At 44.4% G+C, this 17,044-nt stretch carries 14 protein-coding genes and 1 pseudogene; 7 read left to right on the top strand and 8 right to left on the bottom strand.

The genetic code is table 11. From position 1 onward, the window contains the following. Positions 1-88: 88 nt before the first annotated feature. The 3 genes and pseudogenes from L2717_RS17420 to gpmM all read right to left on the bottom strand — a co-directional run. Positions 89-412: pseudogene (locus L2717_RS17420) on the bottom strand (divergent polysaccharide deacetylase family protein); the annotation flags it as partial. Positions 413-662: 250 nt separating this feature from the next. After that, on the bottom strand, positions 663-1,796 hold the full coding sequence (locus L2717_RS17415) for a murein hydrolase activator EnvC family protein (protein ID WP_220773780.1): 1,134 nt from the start codon (positions 1,794-1,796) through the stop codon (positions 663-665). 10 nt (positions 1,797-1,806) lie between these two features. Beyond that, positions 1,807-3,351 carry a 2,3-bisphosphoglycerate-independent phosphoglycerate mutase gene (gene gpmM / locus L2717_RS17410; protein WP_220773781.1) on the bottom strand — a complete coding sequence of 515 codons (1,545 nt, stop codon included), beginning with the start codon at positions 3,349-3,351 and terminating at the stop codon, positions 1,807-1,809. A 266-nt stretch (positions 3,352-3,617) separates the two neighbouring features. On the opposite strand from gpmM, the gene L2717_RS17405 reads away from it, so the two are divergent. The 4 genes from L2717_RS17405 (at position 3,618) to L2717_RS17390 (ending at position 7,390) form a co-directional block, all read left to right on the top strand. Further along, entirely contained in the window at positions 3,618-4,052 is a 435-nt protein-coding gene (locus L2717_RS17405) for a rhodanese-like domain-containing protein (RefSeq protein ID WP_220773789.1), read from the top strand. Positions 4,053-4,344: 292 nt separating this feature from the next. After that, positions 4,345-4,830 (top strand): protein-export chaperone SecB, encoded by a 486-nt coding sequence (gene secB / locus L2717_RS17400; RefSeq protein ID WP_220773782.1) that lies wholly within the window; start codon positions 4,345-4,347, stop codon positions 4,828-4,830. Between the two features lie 4 nt (positions 4,831-4,834). Further along, complete coding sequence (gpsA, locus tag L2717_RS17395) at positions 4,835-5,851, top strand: NAD(P)H-dependent glycerol-3-phosphate dehydrogenase (RefSeq protein ID WP_220773783.1); 1,017 nt, start codon at positions 4,835-4,837, stop codon at positions 5,849-5,851. A gap of 354 nt (positions 5,852-6,205) precedes the next feature. Further along, positions 6,206-7,390 (top strand): BaiN/RdsA family NAD(P)/FAD-dependent oxidoreductase, encoded by a 1,185-nt coding sequence (locus L2717_RS17390; RefSeq protein WP_220773784.1) that lies wholly within the window; start codon positions 6,206-6,208, stop codon positions 7,388-7,390. Positions 7,391-7,432: 42 nt separating this feature from the next. On the opposite strand, the gene L2717_RS17385 is transcribed toward L2717_RS17390, so the two are convergent. Beyond that, positions 7,433-9,220 carry a DUF7380 domain-containing protein gene (locus L2717_RS17385; RefSeq protein ID WP_220773785.1) on the bottom strand — a complete coding sequence of 596 codons (1,788 nt, stop codon included), beginning with the start codon at positions 9,218-9,220 and terminating at the stop codon, positions 7,433-7,435. A gap of 521 nt (positions 9,221-9,741) precedes the next feature. Between L2717_RS17385 and L2717_RS18215 the strand changes: the two genes are divergently transcribed. Beyond that, on the top strand, positions 9,742-9,873 hold the full coding sequence (locus L2717_RS18215) for a hypothetical protein (RefSeq protein WP_346347841.1): 132 nt from the start codon (positions 9,742-9,744) through the stop codon (positions 9,871-9,873). A gap of 76 nt (positions 9,874-9,949) precedes the next feature. On the opposite strand, the gene L2717_RS17380 is transcribed toward L2717_RS18215, so the two are convergent. Genes L2717_RS17380 through L2717_RS17365 form a run of 4 tightly spaced genes read right to left on the bottom strand, consistent with a single transcriptional unit; the run spans position 9,950 to position 13,801 of the window. Continuing rightward, positions 9,950-11,314: a TrkH family potassium uptake protein gene (locus tag L2717_RS17380; protein ID WP_220773790.1), complete on the bottom strand. Its 1,365-nt coding sequence runs from the start codon at positions 11,312-11,314 to the stop codon at positions 9,950-9,952. 1 nt (position 11,315) lies between these two features. Beyond that, the gene (locus L2717_RS17375) at positions 11,316-12,017 is read right to left on the bottom strand and encodes a potassium channel family protein (protein ID WP_220773786.1); all 702 of its coding nucleotides are present in this window, start codon (positions 12,015-12,017) and stop codon (positions 11,316-11,318) included. Positions 12,018-12,064: 47 nt separating this feature from the next. Continuing rightward, positions 12,065-12,754 (bottom strand): response regulator transcription factor, encoded by a 690-nt coding sequence (locus L2717_RS17370; protein ID WP_220732670.1) that lies wholly within the window; start codon positions 12,752-12,754, stop codon positions 12,065-12,067. Next, the gene (locus L2717_RS17365; RefSeq protein ID WP_220773787.1) at positions 12,755-13,801 is read right to left on the bottom strand and encodes a sensor histidine kinase; all 1,047 of its coding nucleotides are present in this window, start codon (positions 13,799-13,801) and stop codon (positions 12,755-12,757) included. A gap of 360 nt (positions 13,802-14,161) precedes the next feature. Between L2717_RS17365 and L2717_RS17360 the strand changes: the two genes are divergently transcribed. Further along, positions 14,162-15,373, top strand: a complete 1,212-nt coding sequence (locus L2717_RS17360; protein WP_220773788.1) for an NnrS family protein — start codon at positions 14,162-14,164, stop codon at positions 15,371-15,373. Between the two features lie 93 nt (positions 15,374-15,466). After that, the gene (locus L2717_RS17355; protein ID WP_220773791.1) at positions 15,467-16,777 is read left to right on the top strand and encodes an ammonia-forming cytochrome c nitrite reductase subunit c552; all 1,311 of its coding nucleotides are present in this window, start codon (positions 15,467-15,469) and stop codon (positions 16,775-16,777) included. Positions 16,778-17,044 lie beyond the last annotated feature (267 nt).

Genomic DNA, 17,044 nt, shown 5'->3' with positions numbered 1-17,044 from the left:
TTTAACTAGGGCTAGGATATTGGGCTTGTTCATACTTTGTAAGGTTAGAAAGTGACGACTTATTAGATCATATAATTAAAGTAATTGGTATAACAGTGTTGCGAATTTGTGCTTCACTCATAGTATTGGTTAATCCGCCCAGCCCTAATGTTTTGCCGTTCAGTGCTTGCATGGGTAAATGCAGCATAATTTCATGGCCTTTTTCATGGGCAGTCTTGGCGAGCTGTTTACCTAGTGGTGTGTGAGGCAATACTGAGAGTGTCACCGTACTCGGTAACGCTAATACAGTTTCATCACTATGACGATAACCAATGTCATCAATAATGAGGGCAATTTGAGCGGCATAACTTTGAGCGGCATAACTTTGAGAGGTATTTAGGGTTAATAGAAGTAATGAATAAAATAAACGCACAATGTCTTCTTATTAGTCATGATGCTATATCAATACTCATATTAAAAACTAAGCGATTTTGATTGATAGCATGGGCTGATAGGGTATCGATTATAGCGATAATTTTATTGCCTGAACCCGTTGTTTAAATTGACTTAGGTATTTACATTAACGGGGTTAGCTATAAAGCTAAAGGATTAGGCTCGTAACTGAGCCTAATCCAACGCTATTGATAAAGTGTCCGCACACCTGTGGTGATAGGTAATACCGACTAGCGGCAGTATCTCGCTGGATCGACGGCTTTGCCTTTGTGCCTTATTTCGAAGTATAAGCCTGGCTCACTTTGCCCACCTGAGCGTCCGACTAAAGCTATCTCCTCACCCGTTTTAACCATGTCGCCAGGTTTTCTTAATAGGGTTTGGGCATGGCCATAAAGGCTCATATAACCCTTACCATGGTCGATAACCATCACTAAACCAAAACCGCGTAACCAGTCAGCATAAATAACCTTACCACCGGATACTGCACGAATATTTTGTCCCTCAGGCGCAGAGAGCATGGTGCCTTTCCAAACCACTTGACCAGAACGTTGGCTGCCAAAGCCGGCACTGACACGACCCTTAGTGGGCCATTTGAGTTTGCCACTTTGTTTACCAAAACCTTCCATGGATGGATTATCTTTCATCGCCCGCAACGCTTGCTCAACGACACGCTTTAAGCTGGCCTCTTCAATTTGCATCTGTTCAAGCTCAGCCCCCTTAGAGTTTAAGGTTCGTTGTAGTTCATTAATGGTTAGTTGACGCTGATTTTGCTCTTGGCTCAGGCGTTTAGCTTGTACTTGCTGCTCGCTCACAAGCTGAGTTAACTGTTGTTGTTTACTCGTTTGTGTAACCTTGATTTCATCTAGCTCAGTTAAGGTTTGCTTTAATTCATTAATCGACTTCATCCGCGCTTTGTTGAGGTATTGGTAATAGGCCAACATACGCTCGATAGTAGCGGGGCTTTGTTGATTGAGTACCATCTTAGTGTAATCATGGTTGCCAGCAAGGTAGGCGCTAGATAACTGTTTAGATAGCGTTTTCTGCTGCGTAACCTTAAGAACTTCTAATGCTTCTTGGCGTGTTTTTAACTCTGCGAGTGTCGTGTCTATCTGCGCTAAATTATTTTTAGTGCTGTTGACCTTTTTAGCCGCAGACGCAATCGCCTCTTCATCGCTTCGTAGCAATGACAGTAATTTCTCTCTTTGTTTATCGGTAGTTTTTAACGCACTTTTTTGTTTATTTATTTGCGTTTGGATTGATTTCAACTCGGACTGACGCTTCGCTAAATCAGAAGCGTTTGCCGAAAAACATAACATCATAAAGCCAGCAATAATGCTGGCTTTAACAAGGAGTCGAATGCTCACTAGGTAACGGTTACTCTTTAATGTGGATTAAGGGCTTACCTGTCATCTCTGCTGGAATGGCTTCGCCTATCAAGTTCAAGATAGTCGGTGCAACGTCGCTTAGCTTACCACCGGTATCGATAGTTGCATCGCGTCCCACAAAGATAAATGGCACTAATTCACTGGTGTGCGCTGTGTGCGCCTGACCAGTAGTTTCATCGGTCATTTGCTCGGCGTTGCCGTGATCGGCGGTAATAATGCATTCGCCACCCACTTTTGCCAGTGCATCAACCACACGTCCAATACACGCATCGACGGCTTCACAGGCTTTAACGGCGGCATCGAAATTACCCGTATGGCCAACCATGTCACCATTAGGGTAGTTACAGATGATCACGTCGTACTTGGTTGACTCAATCGCCGCCACTAACTTGTCGGTCAGCTCGGCTGAACTCATCTCAGGCTGTAAGTCGTAGGTCGCGACTTTAGGTGAGTTGATTAGGATGCGATCTTCACCTTTAAATGGCTCTTCTTTACCGCCGTTGAAGAAGAAGGTCACATGGGCATATTTTTCTGTTTCAGAGATGCGCAGTTGAGTGCAGCCTTGCTTTTCAAGCACTTCACCTAAGGTATTCACTAGGTTTTCAGACGGGTAAGCGATAGGTGCTGTGATGTCGCCAGCGTACTCAGTCAAAGTGACAAAGTGCATTTTAGGCACGATAGAGCGCTCAAAACCATCAAAGTCGGGGTTAATAAAGCTACGGGTAATTTGACGGGCACGGTCGGCACGGAAATTCATAAATATCAGTGCATCGCCATCTTGCAAGGTCGTAACTTGACCGTCGGCATCGGTGATGGCTGATGAAGATACGAATTCGTCGTTCTCGTTACGCTCGTAGGCCGCTTCTAATGCAGTAACTGCGTTGTTGAATTGGAATTTTGCCTTGCCTTGGGTGATTAAATCGTAGGCTTGCGACACACGATCCCAACGATTATCCCTGTCCATTGCAAAGTAACGACCAATAATCGAGGCGATACGGCCATGGCCTAATGTAGTAAACAGATCATCAAAATGGCTCAAGCTGCCCTTTGCACTGCGTGGTGGTGTATCGCGGCCATCGAGGAAAGCATGCAAATAAACCTTAGTTGCGCCGCGAGCTACTGCCATGCGGCACATTGCTTCGATATGCTCTTCATGGCTGTGAACGCCACCGGCAGAAAGTAACCCCATAATGTGTACGGCGCCGTTGGCTTTAATAGCTGAGTCTATTGCATCACATAGGACTGCGTTTTTCTCAAACTCATGATCTGCAATGGCTTTACTAATGCGTGTGAGCTCTTGATAAACCACACGGCCAGAGCCTAAGTTAATGTGGCCAACTTCAGAGTTACCCATTTGACCATCAGGTAAGCCAACATCTAAACCAGAACCTGAAATCAAACTGTGGGGATATTGGGCATTGAGATGGTCGAGTACAGGAGTCTTTGCGTGAAAAATCGCATTATTATGCGTGTTTTCTCGGTAGCCCCAGCCATCGAGGATCAACAACGCGAGTGGACGTTTAGCTGTCGTCATGGTGATTCCTTAAGTTTTATAGAAGCGATAGAAATCTGAAATTGGTCAAATATTACTACGTTAGTGGGGGATGAAAAAGCGCTTTACCCCGATTAAGGTCATCGAATAGCTAATTCGTTCGATTCGCTGGCCTACTTGTGGCAAACACGGAGTGAATTACGCTAAAAGTGCGATCTGGAACTGTGACTAAACTGCTGCAATCTGCCAAGGCAATCGGTATACTCTGTGCCCTTATCGAATTTTCGCCATTTATGCGGGCAATCATCATGCAAGAATATATCGAATTTTTTAAAGCTCACTCAATGTTAAGTCTAGCTTGGGTGGGATTATTTGTTGTGCTCGTTGCGAGTCTCATCAAATCAAGCATGTCAAAAATCAAAAGTATTTCCCATCAAGAATTGACTATTATGGTCAATAGACAAGATGCAAAAGTGGTTGATGTGCGTTCGAACGACGAGTTCCGCAAGGGCCATATTGTTGATGCACTTAACGTTACGCTAGCTGATATTAAAAATAATCAGATATCCGCCCTTGAAAAGTATAAAGCCAGTCCCATTATATTAGTATGCAATGCTGGCATGACCTCGTCTCAAGCCGCTCAGCTTTTAGGTCAACAAGGTTTTGAAAACCTGTATAACTTAAAAGGTGGTATGGGTGAATGGCAGGCAGCCAATATGCCTGTTTCAAAAAGCAAAAGATAAGTTGTCGGCGGCAATGATGATTTAAACTGCATGTTATTTTTGGATACCGCAGTATTGGATCATCAATGCTTGGCATACTGATCCTACAGTGACTAATGGCTTAAATAAGTTGTTGGGCAGGTTTGATCGATACCCGAATCTGGGTACAAATTGGCATGATACTAAGAGCTAATACACGTCTTGGATAAGATAAGCCACGAGCCAATTTATGTTTAAATAATAATTGGCTTTCAAATAATAATTGGCTTTCAACGAAAAGCCGAAACAACATTGATAGGATAAGTAGGAAATTATGGCTGAAGTAGCAAACAACGAACAACAAGCCCCACAATTCAATATCCAACGTGTTTACACTAAAGACGTGTCTTTCGAAACGCCTAACAGCCCTGCGGTATTCCAAAAAGAATGGAACCCAGAAGTTAAGTTAGATTTAGACACTCGCAGCACTAAATTAGCTGATGACGTGTATGAAGTTATCTTGTCTTTAACTGTGACGGCACAAAATGAAGGCGAAACTGCTTTCCTATGTGAAGTACAGCAAGCGGGTATTTTCTCTATCACGGGTCTGACTGAGCCACAATTGGCCCACTCATTAGGCGCATATTGCCCTAACATCCTATTCCCATATGCTCGCGAAACCGTGGGCAGCTTAGTCGGTCGTGGTACTTTCCCACAACTTAACTTAGCACCAGTTAACTTTGATGCGCTGTTTGCTCAATATGTGCAGCAACGCCAAACCGCTGCGACTGCACCAGCGACTGAAGAAGCTAACGCTTAATCATATGAAAAACACTGCCGATATCACGGTACTAGGGGCGGGCTCTTATGGCACCGCCCTTGCCATTTCTTTGGCTAGCAATGGTCATAAGACCTTGTTATGGGGACATAATCCTGTCCACATGCAAACGCTGGCGCAAGACAGGTGTAACCAAGCATTTTTGCCAGACATTGCATTTCCTGACTGTCTACAAATTGAAGCCGATTTAGCGACCGCCTTAGCTGCCAGTAACAACGTGTTAGTGGTAGTGCCAAGCCATGTGTTTGGCACTGTGCTAAAGCAAGCTCAACCTTTGCTCCGTAGCGATGCGCGCATTGTATGGGCGACGAAAGGGCTTGAGCCTGAAACCGGACGTTTGTTGCAAGATGTGGCCCGTGATGTCTTAGGTGAGCAATATCCGCTTGCGGTGTTATCTGGGCCAACATTTGCGAAAGAATTGGCCATGGGATTACCCACTGCTATTGCAGTTGCAGGCACTTGCCCTAAGTTTACCCATGAATTAATTGAACTATTACATAGTCCAAAACATTTGCGGGTTTACGCCAACGACGACTTTACCGGCATCCAACTGGGTGGCGCAGTAAAGAACGTAATTGCGATTGGTGCGGGCATGTCCGACGGTATCGGCTTTGGTGCCAATGCCAGAACAGCCCTGATTACCCGTGGTTTAGTCGAATTGACGCGTTTAGGCGAAGCCTTAGGGGCCAATTCGGCCACCTTTATGGGAATGGCGGGATTAGGCGACTTAGTGTTGACCTGTACCGACAACCAATCCCGTAACCGTCGTTTCGGTTTAGCTTTAGGTAAAGGCAGCGATGTGATAACAGCGCAGGCTGAAATCGGCCAAGTGGTTGAAGGTTATCGCAATACCAAAGAAGTGTTTACGCTTGCGAAACGTCTTGGGGTTGAAATGCCAATCACTGAGCAAATTTACCAAGTCTTGTACCAAGGTAAATCGCCCGTCGATGCTGCTAAAGAATTGCTCAGCAGAGAGAAAAAATCAGAAACGCCGCCGCAATAAACCGCGAGCCGTGATGATGCTGAATAAAAGAAAGGGTGCTAATATAGCGCCCTTTTTTATGCTCGGACTTCTGGTGTGCAAGATGTATCCCCGATCGCCAGGGCCCTTGATGTTCCCAACATCAGACGGGCATTTCCTCCATCCCTGGAGGTCAGATGGTGAAAGAGAGGATTTATACACGGAAGTATTTATCCCCGGTCGCCAGGGATGGTGAAAGAGGGGATTTGTACCTAACGTTTGAGCTTATCCTTGCTCCGTTTAGCTGTTGTATGACTTGCTTGCTAAATGTTCGCGAGTCATCAAATTGCCCGTTGGCAGCCAATACCAATCAATTTATCTGTGTGGAGTAAGAGCGTGAAACATCATGATGTCATTATTATTGGAGCCGGCGCCGCGGGATTAATGTGTGCAGCGACCGCGGGTTACCGAGGCCGTGATGTACTCGTACTCGATAATGCCAAGCAAGCTGGGCGTAAAATTCTCATCAGCGGCGGCGGGCGTTGTAACTTCACGAACCTTAAAGTCGAGCCCGCAAACTTCCTCTGTGGTAATCCCCACTTTGTTAAGTCGGCGCTGGCGCGTTATCCGTCGCAGCAGTTTATTGAACTGGTCGAGCGGCACGGCATTGAATACCACGAACGCGATCACGGCCAATTGTTCTGTAATGACTCGGCCAAAGAGATAGTCACTATGCTATTGACCGAGTGTGAATTGGCAGGCGTGACCATTAAGCTGCGCACCGATATTCTGGCCGTTAAAAAGACCGAGGCAGGGCGCTTTGAGCTCAATACCTCTAACGGCGAATTGAGCTGCGACTCACTGGTTATCGCCACCGGCGGTTTATCCATGCCTAAACTCGGCGCTACGCCTTACGGTTATCAACTAGCCGAGCAGTTTGGCCTCAAAGTATTACCCACTCACGCAGGTCTGGTGCCTTTTACATGGCACAGTGAAGATAAAATTCGTTTCGAACCTTTGTCGGGCATAGCCGTACCGAGCCGCATTACCGCCAAAGATGGCACTGCATTTAGCGAAGCGCTGCTATTCACTCACCGCGGCTTATCTGGCCCTGCCATTTTGCAGATTTCCAACTATTGGAAAGCGGGCGAAACCATAGAAATCGATCTATTGCCGAATATGGATTTAGCGCAATTGCTAGAGCAACAGCTCGCCGCGCATCCCAAGCAAAGCCTGCGCAACACTCTCAGCCAATGGTTGCCTAAACGGCTGGTCGAAGTGTTGTTCGATGAAGCTTTGCTAAACAAAGCGTTAAATCAGCTAGTGCACGCCGAGCGCGCAAAATTGGTCGATGATATACACCGCTGGACATTATTGATGAATGGCACCGAAGGCTACCGCACCGCCGAAGTGACTTTGGGGGGCGTTGATAGTAATGAGCTGTCATCCAAAACCATGGAAGCCAGCAAAGTTACAGGACTCTACTTTATCGGTGAAGTAATTGACGTAAGTGGTTGGTTAGGCGGGTTTAATTTCCAATTTGCTTGGTCGTCTGGCGTCGCAGCAGGACAAGCGGTGTAGTTGTTGTAGCTATGTGCAGTCGTATTCTTACTTACCATTTAGCTACTTTTTAAGTTCTTCTGGTTGATAGCGCTCTTTCCACTGTCTTGCATATGGAATCATTACAATGTGGAGTATAAGCCACCAAAAGAACTTTGGAGCTACACCACAGTAGGTTGATGCTGGTACATAACCATGAGATAACTGATTTCTCAGGTCGCCATAAATTTTATCAAGTAATACAACTTGTAAATTCGTCGTTAGATCGGTACCTAATGTATCGATAATTGCTTCATGTCCCAATAAAACTTTAATACCATTTCGCTCTTGTGAACCATCTCCATGTAACGTCGATGGCTCTTCTCCTTTCTGACGAGCAAGATAGCGTAGAGAGTTCTCTATTTGTGGTACTAGCAAATGACAAGCGGTCATAAAATCCCTATTAAAACCAGCTAATAAGCCTTTCACAAAAAATTCTTCATGACCATATGGAATGAATGGATGGTTAGAGCATATTTGTTCTATTACATCCTTTGTAACTACATACTTGGTTGTAACCTCATTAAGAGCAGGAATAATTCTTCCTTGTACAGATAACTGATGCTCAATACCAATATTGCGCATCATAACACTCCAACAACGTAGGCCATTTTCATCATCATCAATTCCAAGACCGGCTGGAATTAATGCTGTAGTTATGCCTTCATGATCAAGATGAGTTGTACCGAAGATCCACGCAAAACTAGATTGCATTTGTTCGGTCGCATGCTCTCGCAACTGCTCAATATGTGATGGTCTAGTGATAGCTCCCAGTCTGAAAATGGCATCAAACAAATCGATACTTTGCATACTTGCAATGGCATTATTCACAATTTTACTAATATCTTCCCCTTCTGTAACAATAAGACCAAGTTCGTGCAAAGACTCAATTTGCAGTTCCCTCATTTCTTCATACAGTGCTAATCGTCGTTCTTTTGTCCCTGGTACTTTAGATAAAGCATCAATGGCTTTTAGCAAGCGACCAGCTGCAATCATTCCTTGTTGATGATGCTTTGCAGCTTTTACATGACAATCTGATATAGACTGCCAAATACCAATTTGTTTGATTTTATCTCGCATTGACACCGCTGCATCGAGTGCAATTTCATTAGAGTTAATGGAGATATCATAATTACCTTTTTCGAACTGTATTCTAGCTAGTTCAAGGGCTTGTTGGTAAATCCACTCATTGTCTTTGATACTAAACTCAAGACACAGAGTTAGTAAGCGCTGTGAGTAAAAGCATTGTTCGAAGTCTTTGTTCGTTTCAAGTTGCTCTAGGAGAAATTGCGACACACTTTCAAATAAATCAGGACGTTGATTAGCTCTTTGGAACATGCAGCTCAAGCGAAGTGCTCGCTCAATTCGTTCGTATGGTAAAAACCATGATTCAGATTCTTCGGTCAGTTTTTTAGCAGATTCTAAGTAAGCCTCTATCGCTATATAAGCATGCTCAACAGTTCCTGACTTTGTAATCCAAACTATATCGGCCAGCCGTGCACGTAGCTCATGGCTTTCAACCACTGGACAGAAATCTTTTAGTGCGATCAGCGATTCTTGATTAAAGTCGCTTGCTACCACACCTCTGCGGTCTTCAAAGATAAATTTGGGTTGAAACGGTGCCCTAGGATCTTTGGGATTAAAGTGCATTGAACATACCGCTGCTAAAAAATGAGCTGGAACGTTTTCTTTTTGAGCTGCCAGTGCAGACTCAATATTTTGGTATGAATTTTCTTTAACTTCCGACAGTATTTCAGCAAGGTCTAGTTGTTGTAACTCTTCAAAAGTAATAATTGTTTCATGTAGTGACATCAGCGCCCCAATATGAGTTTTAATGAGATTAAAGCCAGCGATAACATAAACTACAACACCTACGGAATTATCACCAAACGTATTTCTACTAAGGTCTAAACGTTGTGCTTTAGTTTTATTTTCTTTACAAATCGTTATGTATACGTGGTTATTTGATGTTGTGCCATCTCCTCCACGGAGACTTATTAATGAAATTGAGGTTGGGCTATCGCTAATTTAGTTTCTGCGTAGCGCTGTTTTTCACCTTTGGATTGACGAGGAAGTAGGCGAACATTAGTGGGCTGAGGCTACCCATGAACATCCTAAATTAAGAAGCTACAGCGATTACGTAGCTATAACATTGCGCAAAGAGGCTGATTTTTAAGAAGTAGTCAGTGGTTAACAAACTTATCAATGAGTTGAACTACATAGATGTCATGCATAGAAAACTTGAAAAACGATACATGTTTTCTCCGTCATGTATAATTTTTGAGGAAAATTATACATATTGAATCTCTTAAGTATAAAAAAGAGCGAAATTTATCTATATAGACTCGTTTGTTTTACTTGCTACTGGTGCCACTAAATATTTAGAGCAACTGGTCGAGTGCGGATTTTTAGCGAAACAAAAAATGGGGCGCGTTAATTATTACATTAATACCCCCTTGTGCTAGTTGCTGATCGCCCATAGCTAAACGGATTGTAACTATGGTGTTTTGCGCCGTTCCTGCGGCCATCTAACCCATCTATTTACCCAATCGCCAGTCTGGTTTCTGCGTAGCGCAGTTTTTTCATCCTTGGATTCGCGAGGAAGTAGGCGAGCATGAGTGGGCCGAGGCGACCCATGAACATCATAAAGATGATGATAGCTTGGCCTAGAGTGGTGAGGTTGCCAGTTAATCCGCGCGATAATCCGACTGTGCCCAGTGCGGATATGGCCTCGAAGACGATATCGATTAACGGCGCTTTCTCGCTTAATACCAGTATGAAGATGGCCAGCCAAGATACAACCAAAGAGATGATGGTCAGCGCCAAGGCTTTGCTGACGGTATCTTTGGGGATTTCTCGTTTAAACACATAGATGGCTTCGTCGCGACGTAAATAACCATAAGTGGCCAAAATCAGCACCATAAAGGTGACGACTTTAATGCCGCTGGCGGTGCTTAATGAGCCGCCGCCGATAAACATCAGCACGAGTATGAGCAAGGTGCTGGCGTCTTCGAGTTGGTCAATTGCTAGGGTATTAAAGCCTGCGGTGCGCGGTGTAACGGCTTGAAACCATGAGGCTAACCATTTGCCGAGTTCGCTTAAGGGGGCCAAGGTATTGGGGTTGTTGTACTCAATAAAGTAAAGCGCAATCACGGCAACGGCGTTGATAACAATAGTGCCGATGATCATCATGCGGCTGTAAACGCTGAGTTTTGACCAACGTTTGTTCCTACGCAGATCTATCCACACCGAAAATCCTAAACCACCGATAATAAGCAAAGCTGTGATCGTTAGATTGATAACGGGATCGGCTACGTAAGGCATCAGGCTGTCGGCACTGAGGGCAAAACCTGCGTTGTTGAAGGCGCTAATGGTATAGAAAAAACCGTAGAATAAGCTGGTTTGCCAGCCAAGTTCATGGCTCCAATGCGCGGATAAAATCAGCATTCCTATGGCTTCAACCAGCAGCGAAAATATTAATACTGCTTTTGCGGTTGAGACTAATGTTGATGTATCGGTTTGATTAAAAGCCTCTTTTGCGACTGTTTGTTGTAGAAAGCCAATCTTACCGCCAAGGGCGATAAGGGTGACAATGGCAAAGGTCATCAGCCCCAGCCCGCCGCATTGGATTAGCAGTGCAATGACGATTTGACCAAAGGGCGTAAAAACGCTGCCAGTATCTACAACAACCAGCCCTGTTACTGTGACTGCTGAGGTTGCCGTGAACAGGCTTTGTAGCCAAGTAATCGGTGATTCGGTCGCTATCGGCAGTTTGAGTAAACACGTGCCGAGCATGATCAACAGGGCAAAACTGATGCTTAAAATAAACGGCGGCGCACCTAAAAGCTTTTTGCCCGCTTTAGGTTTGTGCTCAATTGCCGTGATTGAGGGATGCCATTGAACCACTTTACACCAACCTTGGTGCGAGGTATTTAAGTTCACTACGGCTGCCACAAAGCAGTAAAGCATCATTGGTTTGTAGCACAAAATTGCCATCAAGCTTACTAAATACCGCCAGATCTCGCTTCACCATCACGGCCGTCACTTTGCCCTTAGGATTACGCTCTACATTCGTTTGGCTATCATCGGTACTGTCATCGAGGGTCGTCCCCAGTAGCTTGGATAGAACAGTTTGGTCTAGGTGCGCTTTAATATGGATTTCAACCACATAAAGACCATCACCGATCGGCAAGAAATTACTTACCATAGGATAATTAAGCGACTGGGCAACGCGTATACCCATTTCCTCTTCTGGATGTATGATGCGATCTACGCCGAGTTTAGACACAATTGTATGGTGCGCTTTAGTGCTGGCTTTGACCCAAATGACATTTACGCCCAAATTCTTAAGTGCCAAAGTGCATAGCAAGCTAGATTGCATATCTTCGCCAATGGCGACTAGCACCACGTCACTGCTGGCAAGGTCTAACTCCCGTAATGCAGTTTCGTCGGAGCAGTCGCAAATCACTGCTTCGGTTAGACTTTCAACGTACTTTTCGACCATCTTGGAGTCACTGTCTACGCCTGTGACTGTGTGACCTAAGTGGATCAACTCATGGCTTGCCGCGACGCCAAATCGCCCTAAGCCAATAACGGTAAAGTGTGCCATACAAACATCCTTTTACGATTTTTTGAAAGTTTTTGATGAGAAAAGATTTATGACTGACTCGTGTCAGTTAAGCGATACCCTAAGCCTGCTTCAGTCTTTATGAGTTGTTGTTCAGTGCTATCGTTGAGCTTTTTACGTAACTGACTGACTAAAATCCGCAGATAGTGGCTGTCTTGTTGATGGGTTTCACCCCAAATATCCCGTAATAATTCGGTTTGTTTAACTAACTGACTCGGGCGGGACATTAAGGTCTCAATCAGCGCAAATTCCTTTTTGGTTAAGGCGATTTCTTGTTCATTGAACCAAAGCTGGTGGGTACTTTTTTGCAGCTTAAGTGCGCCAAACAGCAGTACATCACTCAGGGGGGATTCATCTACTAAGTCGCGAACTAATACCTTGATGCGTGCGATTAACTCTCTGATCCCAAATGGCTTACTGAGATAATCATTTGCGCCTGCTTCTAACAGACGGATTTTCTCTTCCTCTTGATCGCGGGCGGTTAAGATAAGTACTGGCACTTTGTTACTCTGACGTAGGGTTTGCAGTAAGGTGATGCCGTCGCCGTCGGGTAAGCCAAGGTCTAGCACTAATATGTGTGGCTGCTGTGCCTGATATTGCGCTAGGGCTGAGGCAATTGATGCGGCGCCGAAATATTCAAAGCCTTCCGCTTCTAAAGATATGCGCATAAAAGTGTGGATTTGCGCTTCGTCATCAACAACCAGCACCTTATAAGCCATTTATTGCTCTCTTTTTTTAATCGGTAAAACGATGCGAATAAGGCTGCCCTTGGAGGCGGGTTCGGCGCTGATCTGGCCGCCATGGGCGGTAATAATGCCTTTAGCGACAGCCAATCCAAGACCCGCGCCGCCATCAGTTGAGGGATGCTGGCGATAAAACAGTTCAAAAATAGCCTGCGCCTCTGCGGGGGCAATGCCTACGCCCTCATCTTGAATATCTAACTGCAACATATCGCCCTGTTGGTAAGCCGTTACTGTGACGGGTTTATCTAAGGGAGAATAGCGCAGTGCGTTATCCAGTACATTAAAAATGGCCTGTTCAATCAATGAGCTGCTGATCATTAATGCTGGCAATTCTGCCTCGCTGTCGATAATGATTCGTGGCTGGGCTGCGGCGAAACGGCCAATTGCTTGGTGTAATACATTGATAATTGTGTGTTCACTGAGGCTAAATTTAAGCGCACCGTGTTGTAACTTAGTGGCTTGTAAAAGGTTTTCGATATATTGATGCAGACGATGGCTTTCACTGGCGGCACTATCAATTAATTCATCCTTTTGCGACGCACTGAGCTTAGGCATGTATTCCTTCAGTGTTGTCAGCGTGCCGATTATGGTTGCCAGTGGTGTACGTAAATCATGTGAAACTGACAACAAAATGCTGTTGCGTAACTGAGCCTGTTCGAGTGCATCTTGCTGGCGGCGGTAATGTTCAGCCAATTTGCTGGTGGTGAGGGCGACCAGTAAAAACACCGTTAGATTAAGAATGTCCTCAAGATTGAACATTTGTAGCGAGTAGCGCGGCGTGGTAAACAGAAAATTAAAGCTAGTCGCCTCAAACACTGCCGCAAAATAGGCAAAGTTGGCATTACATTGTAGCGCTACCGCGACCACGGCCAATTGTAAAACGAGCAGTACGGCGATGGTCGATGCTGAAAAATAGTCGATAAACACACTGCTAAAAATTGCAATCACTAACACAATGAAGGTAAATAAAGCGGGGCGGGCACGCCAGTACTGGGTCAAAGCTGCCGTTGTTAACAATGTCATGGAGTTGATAATGGTGTAATAGAAGTTAGTTTTACTCTAACAAAGCTATTTTAAGATAGCGCGTAAAAAAGTCGTAAAATTTTAGGGTGCTGACTTTATAAGTTTGTATTGTGTATCCGTAAACTCAGTCGTTAATAATACAAAAACTCTACCGCCTATTGTTGCGCTGTAAAAGTTTTTAATGTGAGTCATATCGCCGTAAAATGCAGCTGTCTTAAATTTGAAAATGTTGATCTTTGGGACATGAGTTCCAAAACCTAAGACCTAGTTTGAATTAAATAAGATTTCAGTACAGTATAAGGGCTATATAAAAAACATCTTAAGTGTGCTCGCGATAACTAAGCCACTGGGTTAATAACGATGCTAAATATTGATGATCCTAAACAAATTGAACGCATTCCCGCGCTGTGGCGATTAGCCTTTAGACCCTTTTTTTTGGGAGGAGCCATATTAGCCGCACTCTATATTCCGCTGTGGTTATTAACTTGGTTTACTCCGCAATATAGTTTTTTTCCGCCCAATTTCTGGGCCATTATCTTGCCGTTATGGTGGCATCCCCATGAGCTGCTGTTTGGTTTTGCGATGGCGATTGTGTGTGGCTTTTTACTGACGGCCGTTCAAAGCTGGACTAATCAACCGGCATTAAAAGGCTGGCCACTTGCGCTGACGTTTAGTTGCTGGTTATTGGCACGATTGTTACTGTTACTTCCAATGCAAGTGCCACTGATTTTACCGGCATTGTTTGATTCATTATTTCTCGGTATGGCAAGTCTTGCCCTATGGCGTAGCATTTATAAAGTAAGGCAATGGCGTAATATTGGCTTTCCAATCATGTTGTTGGTCGCGTTAGTCATTAACAATGTCAGTTACTACGCTCTATTTGAACGAGACTTTATCTTTGCCCATCAGATCTGGCAGGCAATGTTGTGGTGGTTTGCGTTACTGATCACCATAGTGGGTGGCCGGGTGATCCCCTTTTTTACCGCAATGCGCATTAAGGCGACAAAAGCCGAACCTTTGCCTTGGGTTGAATATCCGCTGCTTGCGGTGATGATTTTGCTGGTGACCCAAGCTCTTTTTGAACTACTCCCTTTGGAAATAGAGCGAAGTTTATTGTTGATCGCAGGGCTATTACAGTTAATCCGATTTGCCCGTTGGTTACCTCATAAAACACTAAAGGAACCTATGTTGTGGTCCTTACATGTTGCCTATTTTATGCTTCCCGTCAGTTTATTAGCTATGAGTTGGTATCTCGATAATGAATATGCTTATCGCAGTTTACTGCACCTATTTGCGATAGGTTGTATGGCTACCTTGTGTCTTTCAATGATTTCTAGGGTGTCACTTGGGCATACGAGCCGAAATATTTATGAGGGCCCCAAAATGATATTGGCCTTTATTTGTTTGCCTTTAGCGGCAGTATTCAGAGCATTAATGCCTATCTGGTTTCCGGCTGAAACCCAAGTCTGGTTATGGTTAGCTGCTAGTTGCTGGTTTATCGCATTTGCTATGTTTGTATGGCATTACATACCCATACTCACCCGCCCCCGTATTGATGGGCGACCAGGTTAAAATTGAGATTAGGATAAAGGAGATATAGTGGAAATTCATTTTAAAACAGTCATATCGTCAAAAATAAAGGTTTATTTGATTGGCTCGCTGGCCATGGCGACATTTACCGCTTTGGCCGCCTCTGATGCGAGCAATCAACAACAATTTCCTAATCAATATCAATCTTGGCAGGCGACATCTGAGCAGGTTGAGCGCGAGGATATGCTCGCCAATTATCCTGCCAGCATCATACTGTGGGCGGGTTCTTCTTTTGCAAAAGAGTATCATAGCCCACGTGGACATCAATTTGCTGTTGCCGATGTAGCACACACTTTACGCACAGGTGTGGCACCAGAACCCGGTGAAAAAGGTTTATCTGCCAGTTGCTGGACCTGTAAAACGCCTGACGCGCCTCGATTAATTGAAGAGTTAGGTTTTGAAGGATACTCAGCCAAAAATTTTACCGATCTTGGCAAAGAGATCCAAAGTGTTGTTTATTGCAGTGACTGTCATGAATCTGGCAATAAAAAATTAGCCTTACCGCGTCCCCATGCCCAAGATGCGATGGCTAAAATTCAGCTACCTTTTGACAAACAAGATACCAACATGCAGGGCGCTCAGGTATGTGGTCAGTGCCATGTGACTTATTATTTCCGTCCAGAAAAAAGTAATGTGGTCAATATTCCGTGGATTTTTGGCAGCACCGCCGATGACATTGAAAAATATTACGATACTCGTCGTTTCTTCGAATGGATCCATCCCATATCAAGAACGCCAATACTCAAGGCGCGTCATCCGGACTTTGAACACTGGAGCCGCAGTAAACACGCAGAAGTGGGGGTAACTTGTATTACTTGCCACATGCCAACCCAGAAAGATGCCAAAGGCGTTGAATTTACCAGCCATAAAGTGGATAAAGCCTTACCGCATTTTGATAGCACTTGCAGCAGTTGCCATAGCAGTAAAACAAAAATTGAAGCTAAGCTAGCGGCCAATAAATTAACGATTGAAACCAAAGCCCGTGAAGTAGAAGGCTTGTTAGTTAAGGCTCATTACGAAGCCAAAGCTGCTTGGGATGCTGGTGCCAAATGGGAGCAAATGAATGCGCCTATTATGGGAATACGCCACGGCCAATGGCGATGGGATTTTGCCATGTCTTCACATGGTTTATATGCCCATAATCCCACCGAAGGTAAGCAGCTGTTAGATAAAGCTTTTGAGCAAGCAAGTGATGCGCGCAAGCAACTCGCAGGGATATTAAAACAACTTAACGTTACTCAAGTGAGTTATCCAGATATCAGCACCAAACAAAAAGCCCAGCAAGCGATAGGCATAGTTGAGGCTGACTTAGTTAAAGAAAAACAGAAGTTTATTGAAGAAGAAATCAATAAAAACTGGCATCCCGTGGCTAAGTTTGGTTATTAGATAATTTAAGGCTGATAGAGATTTTTAATGATTTGTTATTTGAATCATTACTATAACAACCACCTCTCACCTTAGTGTTAGCACCTCAAATGATGTCTAGGCACAGATAGTTAAGCCTTAGCAAAACCCGAAGCCACATAGCTTCGGGTTTTTTATTTTAGGTTAAATAACCTGAGCTCGATGTATGGACTCCACCAACCTACAGTCGTAAGTTGGTATCGACCAAAACAAAAGGAGTCCATACATGAGTAAGCCTACAATAATATC

The sequence above is a fragment of the Shewanella glacialipiscicola genome, from assembly GCF_023283485.1.
Classification (GTDB): domain Bacteria; phylum Pseudomonadota; class Gammaproteobacteria; order Enterobacterales; family Shewanellaceae; genus Shewanella; species Shewanella glacialipiscicola.
Note: the sequence above shows the minus strand (reverse complement) of the source record. Positions and strands in the feature narration are given on the sequence as shown.

What these genes read in the sequence shown, in the direction of transcription:
- gpmM (WP_220773781.1), bottom strand. Translation starts at nt 3,351, where the DNA reads ATGACGACAGCTAAACGTCCACTCGCGTTGTTGATCCTCGATGGCTGG.
- L2717_RS17405 (WP_220773789.1), top strand. Translation starts at nt 3,618, where the DNA reads ATGCAAGAATATATCGAATTTTTTAAAGCTCACTCAATGTTAAGTCTA.
- secB (WP_220773782.1), top strand. Translation starts at nt 4,345, where the DNA reads ATGGCTGAAGTAGCAAACAACGAACAACAAGCCCCACAATTCAATATC.
- gpsA (WP_220773783.1), top strand. Translation starts at nt 4,835, where the DNA reads ATGAAAAACACTGCCGATATCACGGTACTAGGGGCGGGCTCTTATGGC.
- L2717_RS17385 (WP_220773785.1), bottom strand. Translation starts at nt 9,220, where the DNA reads ATGTCACTACATGAAACAATTATTACTTTTGAAGAGTTACAACAACTA.
- L2717_RS17375 (WP_220773786.1), bottom strand. Translation starts at nt 12,017, where the DNA reads ATGGCACACTTTACCGTTATTGGCTTAGGGCGATTTGGCGTCGCGGCA.
- L2717_RS17370 (WP_220732670.1), bottom strand. Translation starts at nt 12,754, where the DNA reads ATGGCTTATAAGGTGCTGGTTGTTGATGACGAAGCGCAAATCCACACT.
- L2717_RS17365 (WP_220773787.1), bottom strand. Translation starts at nt 13,801, where the DNA reads ATGACATTGTTAACAACGGCAGCTTTGACCCAGTACTGGCGTGCCCGC.
- L2717_RS17360 (WP_220773788.1), top strand. Translation starts at nt 14,162, where the DNA reads ATGCTAAATATTGATGATCCTAAACAAATTGAACGCATTCCCGCGCTG.
- L2717_RS17355 (WP_220773791.1), top strand. Translation starts at nt 15,467, where the DNA reads ATGGCGACATTTACCGCTTTGGCCGCCTCTGATGCGAGCAATCAACAA.